Origin of the sequence: Acinetobacter sp. SwsAc6, from assembly GCF_013391565.1 — a bacterium.
Lineage (GTDB): Bacteria > Pseudomonadota > Gammaproteobacteria > Pseudomonadales > Moraxellaceae > Acinetobacter > Acinetobacter cumulans.
On sequence record NZ_JACAXE010000001.1, the window covers coordinates 292,617 to 308,995 of the forward strand.

Here is a 16,379-nt window from a genome sequence, read left to right on the forward strand (position 1 = left end):
AAGAGCGGGTGCTCATTAAAGCAAAAGCGTATTTTAAAAAGCACCGCAGAAAATGCAAGCAAAATCGGCTAATTTACTTACTTAGTTGGACCCTTATAGCCTGTCAAAAGTAAAGAATATGATGTTTTTTGATCGACATGGCTCACTTTTACAGGAAGATAATCCAATTTCGGTGCAAGCCAGAAAATTGTTTCGCGACCTGGTTTATCGTGTTGCATCACGACTTTAATAGTATCGAAAGTTCCATAAGTGGTCTTAACTGACTCATTACCTTGTTTGACAAAGCGACGTGCTTCTACTTCTTTAGCATCAGCTAAGTAGTATTTAGATTTTAAACCGCCATTTTTCAAATCTTCACGGATTTGCAGTTCAGCATTCAGTTCATCTAACACACCATTTTGCCAAGCAAATGAACGTGCTTTGTCATCTTTTTTGGTATTAATGATTTTGCTGTTCGGGTTGAAGTTAATACTCATGGTATTGTTATGAATCAGGATTTTGCTGGTACGGCTAAAGCTTTTTGAATTAATGTTGCCATTGCTGAAGCTAAAGTTACTGGTCTCGGTCGCAGATGCCATGCCAACGGCTTTGGCTGCAAACACATAGGTCCAATTATTACCCGACTGTGCCAAATTACGTGAGGCAGAGCCGACGTTTTTGCCGTTATAGTTAAATTGGTAACTTGCTTGATAGGGACTCATGGCAAAAGCTGTACTTGCAAATCCTGAACAAAGGACTGCAGTCGATACAGCTGCTGCGATGCCAAAAGTTTTCATCACATATTTAGCCATCAGTATTCTTTCCTTTTAAGCCTTGTATTTTGTGCAGAATATTCTGCGATTAAATAGAATTATGCGCCTTGATTGTGGAGAAATAAGCGAAATATCGTAAGAAATGTAATTTTCTGCTTATTTTTAACACCAGTTTTTGGTTCGAGTTGCTGTTATTTGCTCTTTTGTTGGATCGGGGTGACTTCGCTATCGGACTCTGGTGCTTCGTCCCAATCTTCTATCCGTTCTGCTGCCATTTTACTAAATAAAGCAGCAATGTTGACGTTGCCAATCACCACCAATTCAGCTTCTCTGAGCATGGCATGATTGACATGGACTTTGGATAAGGTGTCAATAATCGAACGGCTTTTGCCAAGCCAGCGGTTCAAATCCAAATGCAAGAGATCATCTTTGACTTTAATAACATTCAGTTTCTCTAAAATCATACCGAGTGGGTCATCGTTCAATACTTTTTGATAGAAAAACAGTGCAAATTTCACGCCCAATTTATAAAAAATATTGAGGTATTTGGCATCTAAAACTTTGGTGTCGCTAATTTGTTCAAACACAATTAATTGGGTGGTTTTGTTAAGCTCCATTTGCACCAATTTTAGGTCAACTGTAAGCGTAATTTCTAAACCGTTATAATTGAGTGTGGCATATAAACGTAACCAATCATCATGCAAATCAGCATGCAAGTCTTGGAGCATTTTGACGTTGTCAGTAACAAAACGTTGAAAGGTCGCATTTAAAAAAACTTGAGAAAGTGGAAACTCGCGCTCGTCTTCAATAAATCCTTCCGCTCGTTGATAGACCTGACGTATACGTTTAGAAATATTGGAAATAAGCGTTTGCATATTGAAAGCATCCTGGCAAATAAGCTTTTTAGCGGGGTGTATCTTGTCGAATAATTGAAAAAATACAAGTTTTCTTTCTTGCAGTTTAGCAAAATAAATTGCACCATTTTTAGGATTTTAAAGTGCACAGAGTCATGTGTTGTGTATTTGTTGATGAACCTCTCGCTTTCATAAAAATATGAAAACCAGGTTTATTTTATACTCTTTTATGCTTGTTGGGGAACTCGGCAAATTGTCGTATTAATGTGATGCTGAAGAAAAAGACATTCAAACCGTTGCAAAATGAGTGGTGGAAAGATCCAATATTTGTCAGTGCATTTACTGCTGCTGCGGTGTTGCATATCTCGGTGTTAATGGTGCAATTTGGTGTGCCACAAGCAACATTTGAAACCACTAAAGAAATTGCTGTAAGCCTACGGCCTAGTGATACGACTGTGGAAGATGCGGATTATCTTGCGCAAGCCGATCAACAAGGCTCAGGTAAGTTTCGCGAGAAGCACCGCATGTCGACCGACATGCCTGCACCCATGGTTGATCAGGACAGTGGCGAGCAAGCACAGCAAGCATTAGATAAAATTCAGCAAAAGCGTGAACTGAACTTTGAAGAAAAAGTGCTGATGACCACGCTCAGTTGGCAAAAACAGGCCGATGAGAATCAACGTAAAAAGCAAGCTGAAGAATTGCAAAGCCAGTTTTCTGCCAAAGCTGCGATGGTGGCCAGTATTGAAGCGCAATATTTACAACGCCAGCAAAACTTTAGTCGTCAGCAAAAAATTAAAACCATTGATGGTGTGCAAGCCAAGCAAGATGATACAGCTGCGTATATGGAAAAATTCCGCCAAAAAGTAGAATTTTATGGCAACCAAAACTATCCAGATCAGGCGCGTGCACAAAATTTAGCTGGTGAAGTGCAATTGATGGTGATTTTAAATTCCAGTGGGGGGATCCGTGCAATTCGTTTACTGGAAAGTTCTGGGCATCCTGTTTTAGACGAAGCGGCTAAAGCATCAGTACGTAAAGCTGCACCATTTGCTCATTTCGATTCTAAAATGAAAGACATCTCTGAACTTCGTGTTGTGCGAACATGGCGTTTTGACCCAGCAGAAGCAGAATTTGAAGTGAATTAGAACATAGGATATATTTGTTTTTAAAATAGAAAAAGCAAATTCAATGTCTGAAATTCAATTACAAGAAAAGCCGTTAAAATTATGGAATCCCAATGCTGCTGGTTGTTGGGCTCTTCTGGTTAGCCCTATATGTAGTAGTTATTTACTGTATAAAAATGCGCAAAAGCTGAATGATCGAGGTGCGGCGAGCAAAGCAAAAAATTGGATGATCGCAGGTTTAGCTGTGTGGTTACTCTCGGTCATTTGTAGTTTGGCTTATCCCACAAATACCGCAATGGTCAATGGCTTTTTTTTCTGGTATTTAATCTTGTGGTATTTTTTATTTGTACGTCAGCAAGTTGCAAATATGAGGCAACGCTTTGGCGAAAGCTATGTGCGTTATACCCACTTTGAATGGTTTAAATTTGTCATGATAGGTTTGGTCGTTCGTGTAGTGTTGATGGGGCTGTCGCTATGGCTTAGTGCGCTGTGGCTGAGCATGAGGCATACTGTTTTGTAATTTCACAAATATCGACACTAAAGTTTTTATACCATTTTTCTTTCCCTAAAAGCTGGGCGGCTTGATGTTCTGCATCTTGATGCCAAGCTCGAATGTCAGCAAGGCTGTCCCAATAAGACAACGCAATTTCCTGCCCATTTTCGCTTAATGCTTCAAAGTGGCGGCAGTTAAAATGTTTCAGGGCTTTTTCTCGTAGGGCTTGTGCGGTCTGATCATAACTCGCGTCAAAATTTAATATCTGAGCTTTAAAAATAACGACATATTTCATTGTTTTAACTACTTATTATTGACGATTTTGTATTTAATGTATTGGGATGTTGAATATTCAGCTCAAAGTTAAAAAAGCGAACCGAAGTTCGCTTTTTTAAGGTTTTAATCTTGTTCTAAATAAGGGTTGTCAAAACCAAGCTTCGCCAAAATTGCGATTTCCAAAGCTTCCATTTCTTCAGCATCGGCTTCAGAAGTTTCATGGTCATAGCCCATTAAATGCAAGGTGCCATGAACGAGCATGTGCGTAAAATGAGTGAGTGGCGCTTTTTGTTGTTCATTTGCTTCACGCAGTACAACGGGAATGCAAATGACCAAATCACCAATTGGGAATACGTCTAGGACGGCAGCCATTTCATCTGGTAAATCGCTGGGGAAAGACAATACATTGGTTGGCTTATCTTTTTTTCGATATTCCAAATTCAGTTTATGGCTTTCTTCGTTGTCTACACAGGCAATGCCAATTTCACAATCACTTTGGGTATCAATAAAGCGAAGGGTAGTTTCTACCACTTTTTTGATATAAGCACGTTTCAATACCAATTCAGGGGCTTGAAAATCCTGCTGTAGGGAGAGGCTAAGTTTCAAAATGAATCCTTAATTATCATCATTTTGTGCATCGGCTTTGGCGTCATTGTCTGCAATGAGAGCTTCTTGACGCGCTTTGCGTTCTGCACGGGCTTCTGCGCTTAAACGCTGTTGTTCACTGTCCCAGCCCTCATACGCTTCGACAATTTTTTGTACCAGCTGATGACGAACGACATCGCGAGAGTGGAAACGAGTAATATGAATTTCTTTGATTTTATCAATCACGCGAAGCGCATGCGCTAAGCCCGATTGTTGGCCACGAGGCAAATCGACCTGTGTAATGTCACCGGTAATCACGGCACGCGAACCAAAACCTAAACGGGTTAAAAACATTTTCATTTGTTCAGGCGTGGTGTTTTGTGCTTCGTCTAAAATCACAAATGAATGATTAAGTGTACGACCACGCATATAAGCGAGGGGTGCAACTTCAATCACTTGACGCTCAATGAGTTTAGCGACTTTTTCAAAACCCAGCATTTCATATAAAGCGTCATATAAAGGGCGCAAATACGGGTCAATTTTTTGGCTTAAATCACCGGGTAAGAAACCCAGTTTTTCACCCGCTTCAACGGCTGGGCGCACCAATAAAATACGTTGAATTTCGTTGCGTTCGAGCATATCAACGGCGGCAGCAACTGCAAGATAGGTTTTACCCGTACCCGCAGGGCCAATACCAAAAGAAATATCGCTTTGTAAAATGCGCTGTACATAGCGTTTTTGATTTGCACCGCGAGGGTTAATACGGCCTTTACGCGTTTGTAAATAAACGTCTTCTAAGCCAGTATGTTCCTGATCATCAAAATCTTCTTGAATTTCACGGTCAGTTTGACTGCCTTGAATCATAAGGTGAAGGGTATCTGCGGTAATTTGTGCGGTGCTTTCGGATTCTTCAAAGAGACGGTGGAGCAAGCCTTCAGCTCGCTCGACCGCATTAATATCACCATCGACAAAAAAGGCATCGCCTCGGTGAGCAATTTGGACTTCTAAACGTTGTTCGATTTGTTTCAGGTGACCGTTATATGCACCAAGCATGCTTTGTAAACGGTCAACTGAAATACCAGGAAATGTTACTGTACGTCGAATCGCTGCAGTCAAGAGTATTCCTTTAAGTTATCTAGCGAATACCTCTACATTACGCCACGTCAGGCTCAAGATTCAAGAGTTCACCGTAAACAAACTTCAAAGTTTTGATGTCGGTAATTTCAATCTCTGCAAAGCGACCCACCCAAGCTGGATCACCAATAAAGCCCACTAAACGAGTGTTATCTGCAGTACCAATCAGTAAGTTTGGATCTTTTTCTGAAACAGACTCAATCAACACACGTTGAATGCTACCCAACATCGCATTGGTCTTATCAATACTTGATTGTTTAATCCAGTCTTGAACTTTTGCCAAACGTTCTTTTTTCACATCTTCAGAAGTGGTGTCTTCAAGCTCTGCTGCAGGCGTACCTGGGCGTTTTGAATAGACAAAACTGTAGGAGTGATCAAAGTCCATATCTTTAATAAATTGATAGGTTTCTTCAAAGTTCTCATCTGTTTCGCCAGGGAAACCAATAATAAAGTCACTGGATAAATGCATATCTGGACGAACTTTACGCAGTTTGGCAATTTTTTCGATATACACATCAATGGTGTGGTTACGCTTCATGGCTTGTAACACATCATTTGACCCACTTTGTACGGGTAAATGAAGGTGCGAAACCATTTGTGGTAAATCACGGTAGCATTGAATTAAGTCGTCGTTAAATTCAAGCGGGTGAGAAGTGGTATAGCGCAGACGGCCAATGCCCGGAATTTCTGCAACCAAACGTAGTAAATCTGCAAATGTGCAAATTTCACCTTCGAAGGTTTCACCACGGTAACCATTGACGTTTTGACCTAATAGTGAAATTTCACGCACACCTTTTTCAGCCAGTGTTGCAATTTCTGCTAATACGTCATCGAGTGGACGAGAAACTTCTTCACCGCGTGTATAAGGTACAACACAGAATGAGCAGTATTTAGAACAGCCTTCCATGATGGAAACAAAAGCTTTGTAACCTTCCACACGTGGTTCAGGTAAAAAGTCGAATTTTTCAATATCTGGGAAAGAAATATCCACCAGTTTAATTTTTTCTTTTTTCGGCTTTTCAACTTGCTCAAAATGTTGATCAAGCATTTGAGGTAAACGGTGCAAGGTTTGTGGACCAAAAATCATGTCGACATAATTGGCACGTTTTTGAATGTTGTCGCCTTCTTGTGAAGCAACACAACCACCCACACCAATAATTAAGTCTGGATTTTTTTCTTTCAGTTTGCGCCAGCGACCCAATTCAGAAAACACTTTTTCTTGTGCTTTTTCGCGAATAGAACAGGTATTCATTAATAGAATATCGGCATCTTTCGGGTCTTTGGTTAGTACATAACCGTGTGAGTCGCCTAACAGGTCAGCCATACGGTGACTATCATACTCATTCATCTGACACCCTTGCGTTTCGATGTACAGTTTTTTCACTGCTGTATCGTTCGCTGGGGTGTGCTGTGGCTGGGAGACAGTGTTTTCTGAGGCAGCTGGGGCAGCATTTGGAATGAAGGTTTGAACCGTCATGCAGGCTCCTAGGATAGATTTGAGATATACATTATTGGCTGCTTTGCACGCAATTTGGCGCTAAGTGGCGAAGTTCTGTATAAGGAAATTTTGAAAGGGCCGTATTTTAACAGTAATTCGAGCTAAACTTATAGTTTAAAATAACCAATGATCAATATTGATTTGTGAACGAAAAATGTTTGAAAATTAATATTGTTTAATCATAAGGTTACACAACAGAACAATATCGTTGGTTTAGACTTATTAAACTGGTTGAAAACTGCAAATGTAGCTGCATAGCTAAATTTAAACATGAGCACCAAAAATGTCATGGGCGATGTCATAAAACGATGCAAGAAATAGAAGGCAAGTCGTAGATGCTAAATCGAATTTTCAAATCTCAAAATTATTATCCATTACTTGCCTTAGGTGTTGCGACCGCGTGTGCCAGCATTTCTGCACAAGCCGCAGATGAACAGTTTAATGATGCACTACGTGCAGCCAATGCCGGTAATATTTCGTTATTGCAACAATACCAATCTCAAATGCAAAACGATGCATTGGGTTATTATCCTGAATATTGGATGCTCAATACCAATTTAGCTTCGCAACCGACCAGTTCAATTACGAACTTTGCACAGCGTTATCCTCAGTCTGCGATGGCAGAAAAACTGTCAGCAGATTATGTTGAAGAAAAAGTCAAAATGGCAGACTTTGCTTCGGCTCAGCCAGTTTTACAATATGTCAGTAATCCTGACCAAGCAGAAAGCTGTGCTATGGCACAAGTTCGTGCTAAATCAGGCGATCCATTGGTCTTTGCCGAATATAAAGATGTATGGCTCACTACCAATTCGCAACCTGATTCGTGTACAGGCTTAGGGCGGATGATGCTCTCTAGCCCACTTATGACGACACAAGATCGTCAGCAACGTTTGTGGGGGCAGTTACGCGCAGGTCAACCAGGTCAAGCCATTGCCACAGCGCAAACGATTGGCATCAATTTGAGTTTGGCGCAGCTCAATAGTATTCAAGCCAATGCTTTAAACTATTTATGGAATGCACCTAAAGCAACCAAAGAAGATCAAGCCTATATTATTTATGCCATTGGTCGTTTAGCAGATAGTGATTTAAATGCTGCATTCTCGACTGCGCGTCGTGCTGCAGAAGGATTACCTGAAGATGCTCAAAAGGCTGTGTATCGTGCAGTGGCTTATGTCGGTGGTACTACGGTGATGAAAAATAATTTTAATCGTGAAGTACTCGATTTTTATGATGCCAGTTACGGTTTACCGCTGAGCCCTGAAGAAGCTGAAATTTACGCACGCCAAGCGATTCGTTTTAATGGCTGGAATAGTCTGCTTCGTGCCATTGAGGGAATGAGTGTAACTCAACGTCAAGAAGACCGTTGGCAGTATTGGTTAGCACGTGCGTACGAACAACAAACTGATTCAAAATCTAAAAAAGCAGCGCAAGATATTTATCGCCAATTGTCCGTTGGTGATGATTACCATAATTTATTAGCCAAAGACCGAATTGGGCAGGCCTATAATAATATTCCAGCCTATAGCGAAGCGACCAATCAAGATGCAGTGCGCTTGAGTCAGGATATTCACTTCCGCCGTGCATTTGCTTTACGTAACGTTGGTGCTTCGGACAGTTTTGTGAACCGTGAATGGAACTGGGCCGTGCGACAGGCTTATTTGCGACATGATGATGGTTTGATTTTGGCTGCAGCTAAACGTGCTACCGATATGGGGTGGTATGACCGTGCCATTTATGCGGCAGATCGTACGACAACCAAACACAATTATGGTTATCGTTATGCGATGCCACACCGTTCTTATGTGGTTGCACATAGCCAAAATGCAGGCATTGATCCTGCTTGGGCGTATGGTTTAATGCGTCAAGAAAGTCGTTTTGTCACTGGTGCACGTTCCCATGTTGGTGCGGGTGGTCTCATGCAAATTATGCCGGATACCGCCAAACTGGTGGCACGCCAAATGGGGGAAACCTATAACCCTGCGGCCTTAAGTGACATGAATACCAATGTGCGTTATGGCACCTTCTATTTATCAATGATTCAACGTCAATTGAGCAATAGTCCAGTGCTTGCTACAGCAGGCTATAATGCAGGTCCAAATCGTGCTCGACGTTGGCAACCCGATGGACAACCGATTGCCGCTGACCAATATACAGAAACGATTCCACTCACTGAAACCCGTGATTATGTCAAACATGTAATGACGAATGCGACTCATTACGGTATCTTATTGGGGCAAGGATCACAAACGATTGGACAGCGTATGCAAACGATTCCATTGAGAAATTCGCAATAATACCTGTGTCAATGGCGCCAAAAATTTAAAAAAACTGGGGACAACATAAATGCTGTTAAGCAGGTTGAATGCTAACAAGTTGTTGCGATATTTTTATGGCATCGCGGGTATGGGAATATGTACTGCAGTTGTACATGCAAGCCCAGCACCAGCGGGTTATGTTATGGAAATTCAGCTTGTGCCTGCAGCATGCTCGCTTGACCCTCAGCGTAATAAAAAGCGCAAATGTTTAGAGGGCTATTCCCTGAATGTTCTTGGGCTTTATCCTGAAGTGGCGGCGCAGCGTAATTGTACGAGTCATACGGTTTTAAATTTACCTCCGATTCAAGCGAAAGTGGTTGCGCGAGTCATGCCTGATGAAAATGCACGTAAACAATTGTGGCAAGGCGTTGGGGGCTGTGTGCCTATGCCAGCCAATCAATATTTTCGTATGATGATTAACTATGCGGAAAAGCTCAAAATTCCTGATGAATTAACCAGCCAAGAGACCCGTGTGATGCAAGCAGCGGTTTTGCGTAGCCGTATGTTGCGTTTGAACCCCGGTTTGCCGACCCAAGGATTTGAGTTTAGTTGCCAGCAGAACAAAACGAATAGCATTTTGACAGAAATTAAAATTTGCTATGAAAACAATGGGCATTACAAGGCTTGTCCGAAAAACGTACAAAATAATTGCCCTGCAACTTTCACAATTAAAGGTTCTTTTTAAGCCTTTATTGCTATTTTATTTATATTTCCTATCATACTTTTGTTGAAAAGCATTCTCTTTTACATGCAACTGCCAAAAGATTGGAGTACAATCTTTGCCGTTTATGATTATTAAGATTAGATAGAACAGCTATTTAATCATTATGACCTTCCTCAATTGGAGATAATTACATGAAGCAAGCAGTTCGTGTTGCCGTTACTGGCGCAGCTGGTCAAATCGGTTATAGCTTATTATTCCGTATCGCAAGCGGTGAAATGTTGGGTAAAGACCAACCAGTTATCCTTCAATTATTAGAAATTCCAGTTGAGAAAGCTCAACAAGCGCTTAAAGGCGTAATGATGGAACTTGATGACTGCGCATTCCCTCTTCTAGAAGGCATGATCGGTACTGATGATCCTAAAGTTGCATTCAAAGATGCTGACTACGCTCTTCTTGTAGGTTCACGTCCACGTGGTCCTGGCATGGAACGTGCTGACCTTCTTAAAGTAAACGGTGAAATCTTCATCGGTCAAGGTAAAGCGCTTAACGAAGTTGCTAGCCGTGACGTTAAAGTTCTTGTTGTAGGTAACCCTGCGAACACTAACGCTTACATCGCTATGAAATCTGCTACAGATCTTCCTGCGAAAAACTTCACAGCTATGTTACGTCTTGACCACAACCGTGCGTTGACTCAACTTGCTCAAAAAGCTGGCGTTGCAGTTTCTGACATCAAAACAATGACAGTTTGGGGTAACCACTCTCCAACAATGTATGCTGACTACCGTTTTGCTACAGTAAACGGCGAAAGCTTAAAAGACAAAATCAACGATGCTGCTTGGAACAAAGACGTATTCCTTCCAACTGTTGGTAAACGTGGCGCTGCGATTATCGAAGCTCGTGGTTTGTCTTCTGCTGCTTCTGCTGCAAACGCTGCAATCGACCACATGCGCGATTGGGCTCTTGGCACAAACGGCGAATGGGTAACTATGGGTATTCCTTCTGACGGTTCTTACGGTATCCCTGAAGGCGTAATGTTCGGTTTCCCTGTAACTTGCGAAAATGGCGAATACAAAATCGTTCAAGGTCTTGAAATCGACGAATTCAGCCGTGAACGTATCAACTTTACTCTTAATGAGCTTGAAGAAGAACGTGCAGCAGTTGCTGACATGATCAAATAATTTAATCACTTAGATTAAGTTAGAAAAAACGCTCCATTCGGAGCGTTTTTTTATGCACAAAAAATAACAATGCGCTGAGCAATATCAGCAGAAGCCGAGGGTTGAACATGCTAAGTTAAAAATAATAAAACAACAGGAAAATTCCCATGTTAGATATGGATGTAACCCAAGAATTATTATTTCAGCAATTGGGCTTAGACAGCTCGCCAGAGGCTATTGAGCAATTTATTCAAACACATCAGCTGACGCTTGAAGTTCCTATGCATCAGGCAGATTTCTGGACACAATCACAACGTGACTTTTTAATTAGCCATTGGAGAAAAGATGATGAGTGGGCGATGGTTATTGATCAACTGAATGAGCAATTGCATGCTGATTAAAAAGTGCTCACAAAAAGTAACAACAAACCTGGTTTTATGACTAGGTTTTTTTTGAGATATCTTATAAGTTAATTCAATAATAAATGACAATTAAGCTGATAAGGAGGGCGAAAGCTCATGAAGAACAAACCATCCTTAGAACTTCTATTTTCGCAACTCGGTTTAGCCAATAGTCCTGCTGCTATTGAACTCTATGTGCGTACACATCAGCTTGCAGCCAATGTGTCACTACATGATGCGCCATTTTGGAATAAGGGGCAGCGTGCGCTGTTAATCAGTCATTTGGTACAAGATGATGATTGGGCCATTTGGGTAGACGAGCTGAATCAACAACTCCATTTAGATGCCTATAGACTCCAAGCGGTATAATTTAATTTCGACTTAAAAAAAGCCTCAATTTTTATTGAGGCTTTTTGCTTTTGCATCTACAGAAGTTTATGCATCATTTAATGCAAGCGACTTTTTACAATCTTCTCCATCCACGCTTCGGCACGGTAAGTATCAAATGCAGGATGTGTTTGCATCAGTTGTAAGTCAAAAGCATTGGTTTTGGCATATTTAGTCAGCCAGTGGCGTGTCATAGCAGGTTCATTTTTTGAAGCTGCTGCATAGGCCAAGAAAAAGTAAATATCACCATCATCATCGTGTGCAAGAGGCTTTAAGATTTGTTGGGTAATCACGGCAAAGCGCTCTTCACGTGTTACTTCAAAATACAGCATATAGGCTTTAGCCAAGTGTAAAGACAAGTCGATATATAAGCTCAGAGGCATTTCTTCGAATTCAAGGCGGCCTTGCTCTAAGAGCACGACCGCTTCTTGTAGGAAATGGATTTGCTCTTGGCGTACACGGCTTAAGGTGACCAACTGTAAGCGCAAGTCAGCACGTTCTAAAGCCAGTTCGGGTTGATTGCCTTGTAAATACAATTGATCAGTTTCACCAATACGTTGAATGATGTCTTTGGTTAGGTCACGCATTGGTGGCATCCTCATGTTTGCAATGAAGCATATATGAGGATGAATTTTTAAATTTAAAGTTTTGTGCTTACCAAAGTGGCTGGTCTGTTCTAAGCCACGCCGTAATAGAAAGGCGTTGATGTTTGGCTTCTAATACTTCGTGGAGCAAATCACTTTGAAAAATGGCAATACGATTTGGCTCTGGATGAATAATATGCCATTGATTGTTTTTATCTTGCAGGCGTAGTTCTCCGCCCCAGTCATTTTCCCATGCTTCATGCAAATAATAGACAGTAGAAATCATACGTCCATTTTTACCTTGTGGGTTATCACGGTGTAATGCATAAAATTCACCTGCGTTATAGCAAGCAAAGTGCGCTTCAGCTTCTTTAATGCCCAAAAAAAACGCCTGATTCAAATGTTGTGAAAGGGCGTTTAAAGCTTGAATATGTTGTTGTGCGACCTTGAGTTGCTGATCAATCCATAAAATATGGTCACTGCGGATGTTAGAGACTACGCCATTTTGGATGGCCGCATCGCGGAATTCATTTAAATGTGTTGAACATTCATGGACCAATGCGCGTGTGTATTCAGGTGAATATGCTTGGTCAATAATTGCAAAGCCATGTTGAGCTAAATTATCTAAAATTTGCTCAACAGGCCAAGACTTTGGGAGATGCATTGCATCCATATAAAACAGCCTAATGATCGTCAGAAAATAGCGATGTATTCTAGTAGAAGAATAGCATCGGAATGAAACTATTTTTCATGCTAAAATAGCCGTTGATATTAGGAATTTTAGAAACATGAACTACCGTCACCATTTCCATGCAGGCAACTTTGCCGATGTTATGAAGCATGTTTTATTGCTTCAGTTATTGAGTCGGCTGAATGCGAAAGACAAACCTTATCGCTATGTAGATACCCATGGTGGTGCAGGTAAATATGATTTATCAACCTCTGAAGCACAAAAATCAGGTGAGTTTTTAAATGGTATTCATCGTCTGGTCAAACTAGATGATTCAATTAAGCGTAATGCGCCAGAGGGCGTGCAACAATATTTAAAAATTGTTGAAAAAATGCGTGAAAATTTTGGCAAAGGTGCTTATCCAGGCTCACCTTGGTTTGCGCTTGAAGGCATGCGTGAAACCGACAAGGCCACTATTTTTGAAATGCAACGTGATGTATTTCAACAGTTACGCCACAATATTTTTGATAAACGTGCGGGCTTGCATGAGCGCGATGCTTACGAAGGTCTTTTAGGTGTTATTCCACCAAAAGAGAAACGTGGCTTGGTGATGATTGATCCGCCTTACGAATTGGAACGAAAAGATTTCCCACAATTGGTAGAATTATTGGTTGCTGCTTATAAAAAATGGCCGACAGGCGTTTTCGCAGTGTGGTATCCAATTAAAGACCGCGCCATGATTGAACGTTTTGAAAAGAAAATGTACAAAACGGGTATTCGCCGTCAGTTGGTATGTGAAGTTTGCGTATGGCCAGATGACACACCAGTGGGCTTAAATGGTTGTGGTTTATTGGTGATTAACCCACCTTGGAAATTCTCAGAAGATGCAGATGAGGCATTACAATGGTTATTCCCACACCTTCGCATGAGTGAAAGTGGTGGTCATGCTGCTGTACGTTGGTTGGTTGGCGAATAAGCCAGACGCTACACAATATTTAAGTAAGACAAAAGGTCACAGTTAGGATCGAAGAATGACAAATATAAATAAACCTGAACGGGAAGCTTCTACTAAAGATGAAAGTGCCTTTGATGGCATTACTTTTGAGGTGGAGGAAGAAGAACATACCCATGAAGGACAGAAAGTCAAACGTCGAGGTATTTATCTGTGGCCGAACCTGATTACAACCGCAGCGTTGTTATCAGGTTTCTATTCAATTATTGCCAGTATGAATGGTGATTACACTCAAGCGGTGTATGCTATTTTTATTGCCGCACTATTAGATGGTTTAGATGGCCGAGTTGCTCGTGCTATTGGTGCGCAAAGTCCATTTGGTGAACAGTTTGATTCACTATCTGACTTGCTTGCATTTGGCGTGGCACCTGCGATTTTAATGTATAGCTGGAGCTTGCACGATCTTGGACGTATTGGCTTAGCTGCATGCTTTGTCTATACCGCCTGTGCGGCTTTCCGCCTAGCACGTTTTAATGTGCAAATTGGTGTGGTCGATAAACGCTATTTTATTGGTGTAGCCAGTCCATTAGCCGCCGTTATTATTATTTCATTGGTCTTGGTTGCCCGTGATTTCCCTGCAGTTTTTGATTTGCGTGAAGCGGGTATTCAAACACTCAACGCTGTGGTGATTATTGCCGTTGGCTTACTGATGATTTCAAATATTAAATACTATTCATTTAAAACAGTAGACCGTAAACGCGTCCCTTTCGCAGTGTTGCCAATCGTGGTATTTGTTTTAGCTGCAGTAACTTATAATATTCCTGTTGGCGTACTGGTGATTGCAGTCATTTATGCACTTTCAGGTTTTGTTACAACCATAATGGCGAGAAAGCAGAGCGCCTTATAAATGTAAAATCTAAATCAATAGGAGCTTGATATGCAGTTATTTCAAGATTTCTTTGATCAGTCCAAACAGCTGAATCAGGCTCCTTATTGCAAACAACAAAAACTACCTTTTCATATACAAACACAAAAATATCCAAGCATTCTCATTGCACTTAAAATCCCAAATTTGCCAGCACCCTTACATTACCTCAACCTATTTATACAATTAGGGCAGCTGAATTTACCGATATTGCATCATGCTCACGCTAAATCCAAAAATGCAACCAACCAAATTTATTTGATGAGCAGTTGTAGTGCACACATGGTTGGGCAGTTTCAGTGTGATACAAAAGAGGCGACATTTCATCTGGCGTCTAAACATATTCAATGTGTCGATCATGTCGATATATATGGTGAATTTCCAAAATTCCAATTTCAGCGCGAACATCAAGAACTCAGTTTAGATCTACAGGTGAATAGTTCGGATCTTGTTTCATGTATTACCAAGTTACGAATGGGCATGGCAGAGTATTGGAGTGTGCTAAGCCAATGTGCTGGTAAAGTGGTTTATAAAGGGCAAATTTTTGATATTGCACAGCTCGGAACTTTAGAGTTTGCTAGAGCTAGGGCATTTCCTTATTTTCCTGTGGCATTTTACAGCATGAGCATGTTGAATCTAAGCAATGATCGACAACTCATGTTTATGCAAGTACGGGATGCACGAAATCAGATTGTACAATCACGTATTTACTTAAAAGACCTTAAAGCAAATAAACATCAGATGTTCGATACAGCAGTCCATTTCCGTATACATCGCGTTTATCCCAAAATAACCACCCCCAATGGACGTAATATGTATCTTCCACGTGAATTTGAATGGTTTATGCAAAATGAAACCATGCAGATTCGCTTGCAAGGACAAAGTCGAGGTGATTTTAAATTTGGCTTAGGTGCGGGTTATGCGGGCAGTTTTAGTTATCGTTTGCAGTTGAATGAAGAACAAGAAGAGGGGGAAGGGGGATATAGCGAATATATTGATTGCCGGAATTTAAATTGGCAAGAGCATCATCAAGATCATCTATCGGCTTTTCAACAAGCAGATTCAATGCCAGTTTTGATTAAAAACAAGTAAAAATAGCCGAATTTGAACAATAAAAAGACACCTGGTAGGATTTTTTAAAAATAAATGGAAAAAAATAAAAAATAGGGTTGCAACGGATGTGAAATGCTGTAGAATGCACATCCATCGGCGGTGATGAAGATTAAAACTTCTGATAAAACAAGGACTTGATTGAAAAGATTAAGTTTGGTTTTAGAAAGAAAGTTTAAAATAATTTGAATTACTTGTTGACACTAAATAAATTTAGTGTAATATAGCCGACCTAGCTTGCTGGTGACGAACCAGCAAGAAGATCATTAAGAGATTATGAAGAACAACTTGTGTGGATTTTTACTGGTTGATCAATCGAATATATTTTCATTGATAATTGGTAGAAATTTCTCGAAGTTTATTTGAGCAAATATTTGTCAGTAATTGATGAGCCAAGATTGGTACCCTTTAAAGGTACTATTGATTTTAAACTGAAGAGTTTGATCATGGCTCAGATTGAACGCTGGCGGCAGGCTTAACACATGCAAGTCGAGC

General features: G+C 40.8%; 18 protein-coding genes and 1 rRNA gene. 11 read left to right on the forward strand and 8 right to left on the reverse strand.

Annotated elements, in window-relative coordinates; translation table 11 throughout:
* Positions 1-77 precede the first annotated feature (77 nt).
* Both HYG93_RS01455 and HYG93_RS01460 read right to left on the reverse strand, forming a co-directional pair.
* The gene (locus tag HYG93_RS01455; RefSeq protein ID WP_106984072.1) at positions 78-791 is read right to left on the reverse strand and encodes a DUF3108 domain-containing protein; all 714 of its coding nucleotides are present in this window, start codon (positions 789-791) and stop codon (positions 78-80) included.
* Between the two features lie 152 nt (positions 792-943).
* Entirely contained in the window at positions 944-1,627 is a 684-nt protein-coding gene (locus HYG93_RS01460) for a hypothetical protein (RefSeq protein ID WP_178961698.1), read from the reverse strand.
* 248 nt (positions 1,628-1,875) lie between these two features.
* Here HYG93_RS01460 and HYG93_RS01465 point away from each other — a divergent pair, with 248 nt between their 5' ends.
* Together HYG93_RS01465 and HYG93_RS01470 are read left to right on the forward strand one after the other, a co-directional pair.
* Positions 1,876-2,754: an energy transducer TonB gene (locus HYG93_RS01465; RefSeq protein WP_106984074.1), complete on the forward strand. Its 879-nt coding sequence runs from the start codon at positions 1,876-1,878 to the stop codon at positions 2,752-2,754.
* Between the two features lie 43 nt (positions 2,755-2,797).
* The gene (locus tag HYG93_RS01470; protein ID WP_106984075.1) at positions 2,798-3,253 is read left to right on the forward strand and encodes a hypothetical protein; all 456 of its coding nucleotides are present in this window, start codon (positions 2,798-2,800) and stop codon (positions 3,251-3,253) included.
* Here HYG93_RS01470 and HYG93_RS01475 read toward each other — a convergent pair.
* From HYG93_RS01475 to miaB, 4 genes are all read right to left on the reverse strand, one after another.
* Positions 3,213-3,521 carry an antibiotic biosynthesis monooxygenase gene (locus HYG93_RS01475; RefSeq protein WP_106984076.1) on the reverse strand — a complete coding sequence of 103 codons (309 nt, stop codon included), beginning with the start codon at positions 3,519-3,521 and terminating at the stop codon, positions 3,213-3,215. The two genes, HYG93_RS01470 and HYG93_RS01475, sit on opposite strands and share 41 nt — an antisense overlap.
* 104 nt (positions 3,522-3,625) lie before the next feature.
* Positions 3,626-4,108 (reverse strand): rRNA maturation RNase YbeY, encoded by a 483-nt coding sequence (gene ybeY / locus HYG93_RS01480; protein WP_106984077.1) that lies wholly within the window; start codon positions 4,106-4,108, stop codon positions 3,626-3,628.
* 9 nt (positions 4,109-4,117) lie between these two features.
* Positions 4,118-5,203, reverse strand: a complete 1,086-nt coding sequence (locus HYG93_RS01485) for a PhoH family protein (RefSeq protein ID WP_106984078.1) — start codon at positions 5,201-5,203, stop codon at positions 4,118-4,120.
* Between the two features lie 37 nt (positions 5,204-5,240).
* Positions 5,241-6,698 (reverse strand): tRNA (N6-isopentenyl adenosine(37)-C2)-methylthiotransferase MiaB, encoded by a 1,458-nt coding sequence (miaB, locus tag HYG93_RS01490; RefSeq protein WP_106984079.1) that lies wholly within the window; start codon positions 6,696-6,698, stop codon positions 5,241-5,243.
* Between the two features lie 356 nt (positions 6,699-7,054).
* On the opposite strand from miaB, the gene HYG93_RS01495 reads away from it, so the two are divergent.
* The 5 genes from HYG93_RS01495 to HYG93_RS01515 all read left to right on the forward strand — a co-directional run bounded on the left by HYG93_RS01495 (position 7,055) and on the right by HYG93_RS01515 (position 11,625).
* Positions 7,055-9,013 carry a lytic transglycosylase domain-containing protein gene (locus tag HYG93_RS01495; RefSeq protein WP_120365194.1) on the forward strand — a complete coding sequence of 653 codons (1,959 nt, stop codon included), beginning with the start codon at positions 7,055-7,057 and terminating at the stop codon, positions 9,011-9,013.
* Between the two features lie 49 nt (positions 9,014-9,062).
* Entirely contained in the window at positions 9,063-9,719 is a 657-nt protein-coding gene (locus tag HYG93_RS01500; RefSeq protein WP_252362253.1) for a ribonuclease I, read from the forward strand.
* Between the two features lie 170 nt (positions 9,720-9,889).
* Complete coding sequence (locus HYG93_RS01505; RefSeq protein ID WP_067762865.1) at positions 9,890-10,876, forward strand: malate dehydrogenase; 987 nt, start codon at positions 9,890-9,892, stop codon at positions 10,874-10,876.
* 146 nt (positions 10,877-11,022) lie between these two features.
* Entirely contained in the window at positions 11,023-11,256 is a 234-nt protein-coding gene (locus HYG93_RS01510) for a DUF2789 family protein (RefSeq protein ID WP_121594493.1), read from the forward strand.
* Between the two features lie 117 nt (positions 11,257-11,373).
* Positions 11,374-11,625: a DUF2789 family protein gene (locus HYG93_RS01515; protein ID WP_106984083.1), complete on the forward strand. Its 252-nt coding sequence runs from the start codon at positions 11,374-11,376 to the stop codon at positions 11,623-11,625.
* A 77-nt stretch (positions 11,626-11,702) separates the two neighbouring features.
* Here the strand turns inward: HYG93_RS01515 and HYG93_RS01520 are convergent, their stop codons facing one another.
* Both HYG93_RS01520 and HYG93_RS01525 read right to left on the reverse strand, forming a co-directional pair.
* The gene (locus HYG93_RS01520) at positions 11,703-12,230 is read right to left on the reverse strand and encodes a hypothetical protein (protein WP_117007456.1); all 528 of its coding nucleotides are present in this window, start codon (positions 12,228-12,230) and stop codon (positions 11,703-11,705) included.
* Between the two features lie 67 nt (positions 12,231-12,297).
* Positions 12,298-12,900 carry a 2OG-Fe(II) oxygenase gene (locus tag HYG93_RS01525; protein ID WP_117007457.1) on the reverse strand — a complete coding sequence of 201 codons (603 nt, stop codon included), beginning with the start codon at positions 12,898-12,900 and terminating at the stop codon, positions 12,298-12,300.
* A 115-nt stretch (positions 12,901-13,015) separates the two neighbouring features.
* On the opposite strand from HYG93_RS01525, the gene HYG93_RS01530 reads away from it, so the two are divergent.
* From HYG93_RS01530 to HYG93_RS19185, 4 genes are all read left to right on the forward strand, one after another.
* On the forward strand, positions 13,016-13,873 hold the full coding sequence (locus HYG93_RS01530; protein ID WP_106984086.1) for a 23S rRNA (adenine(2030)-N(6))-methyltransferase RlmJ: 858 nt from the start codon (positions 13,016-13,018) through the stop codon (positions 13,871-13,873).
* A gap of 55 nt (positions 13,874-13,928) precedes the next feature.
* Entirely contained in the window at positions 13,929-14,756 is an 828-nt protein-coding gene (gene pssA / locus HYG93_RS01535) for a CDP-diacylglycerol--serine O-phosphatidyltransferase (RefSeq protein ID WP_106984087.1), read from the forward strand.
* A 30-nt stretch (positions 14,757-14,786) separates the two neighbouring features.
* Positions 14,787-15,866: a DUF6670 family protein gene (locus HYG93_RS01540; RefSeq protein ID WP_121594494.1), complete on the forward strand. Its 1,080-nt coding sequence runs from the start codon at positions 14,787-14,789 to the stop codon at positions 15,864-15,866.
* A 446-nt stretch (positions 15,867-16,312) separates the two neighbouring features.
* A 16S ribosomal RNA gene (locus HYG93_RS19185) occupies positions 16,313-16,379 on the forward strand; the annotation flags it as partial.

What these genes read in the sequence shown, in the direction of transcription:
- HYG93_RS01455 (WP_106984072.1), bottom strand. Translation starts at nt 791, where the DNA reads ATGGCTAAATATGTGATGAAAACTTTTGGCATCGCAGCAGCTGTATCG.
- HYG93_RS01460 (WP_178961698.1), bottom strand. Translation starts at nt 1,627, where the DNA reads ATGCAAACGCTTATTTCCAATATTTCTAAACGTATACGTCAGGTCTAT.
- HYG93_RS01465 (WP_106984074.1), top strand. Translation starts at nt 1,876, where the DNA reads ATGCTGAAGAAAAAGACATTCAAACCGTTGCAAAATGAGTGGTGGAAA.
- HYG93_RS01470 (WP_106984075.1), top strand. Translation starts at nt 2,798, where the DNA reads ATGTCTGAAATTCAATTACAAGAAAAGCCGTTAAAATTATGGAATCCC.
- HYG93_RS01475 (WP_106984076.1), bottom strand. Translation starts at nt 3,521, where the DNA reads ATGAAATATGTCGTTATTTTTAAAGCTCAGATATTAAATTTTGACGCG.
- miaB (WP_106984079.1), bottom strand. Translation starts at nt 6,698, where the DNA reads ATGACGGTTCAAACCTTCATTCCAAATGCTGCCCCAGCTGCCTCAGAA.
- HYG93_RS01495 (WP_120365194.1), top strand. Translation starts at nt 7,055, where the DNA reads ATGCTAAATCGAATTTTCAAATCTCAAAATTATTATCCATTACTTGCC.
- HYG93_RS01500 (WP_252362253.1), top strand. Translation starts at nt 9,063, where the DNA reads ATGCTGTTAAGCAGGTTGAATGCTAACAAGTTGTTGCGATATTTTTAT.
- HYG93_RS01505 (WP_067762865.1), top strand. Translation starts at nt 9,890, where the DNA reads ATGAAGCAAGCAGTTCGTGTTGCCGTTACTGGCGCAGCTGGTCAAATC.
- HYG93_RS01510 (WP_121594493.1), top strand. Translation starts at nt 11,023, where the DNA reads ATGTTAGATATGGATGTAACCCAAGAATTATTATTTCAGCAATTGGGC.
- HYG93_RS01515 (WP_106984083.1), top strand. Translation starts at nt 11,374, where the DNA reads ATGAAGAACAAACCATCCTTAGAACTTCTATTTTCGCAACTCGGTTTA.
- HYG93_RS01520 (WP_117007456.1), bottom strand. Translation starts at nt 12,230, where the DNA reads ATGCGTGACCTAACCAAAGACATCATTCAACGTATTGGTGAAACTGAT.
- HYG93_RS01525 (WP_117007457.1), bottom strand. Translation starts at nt 12,900, where the DNA reads ATGGATGCAATGCATCTCCCAAAGTCTTGGCCTGTTGAGCAAATTTTA.
- HYG93_RS01530 (WP_106984086.1), top strand. Translation starts at nt 13,016, where the DNA reads ATGAACTACCGTCACCATTTCCATGCAGGCAACTTTGCCGATGTTATG.
- pssA (WP_106984087.1), top strand. Translation starts at nt 13,929, where the DNA reads ATGACAAATATAAATAAACCTGAACGGGAAGCTTCTACTAAAGATGAA.
- HYG93_RS01540 (WP_121594494.1), top strand. Translation starts at nt 14,787, where the DNA reads ATGCAGTTATTTCAAGATTTCTTTGATCAGTCCAAACAGCTGAATCAG.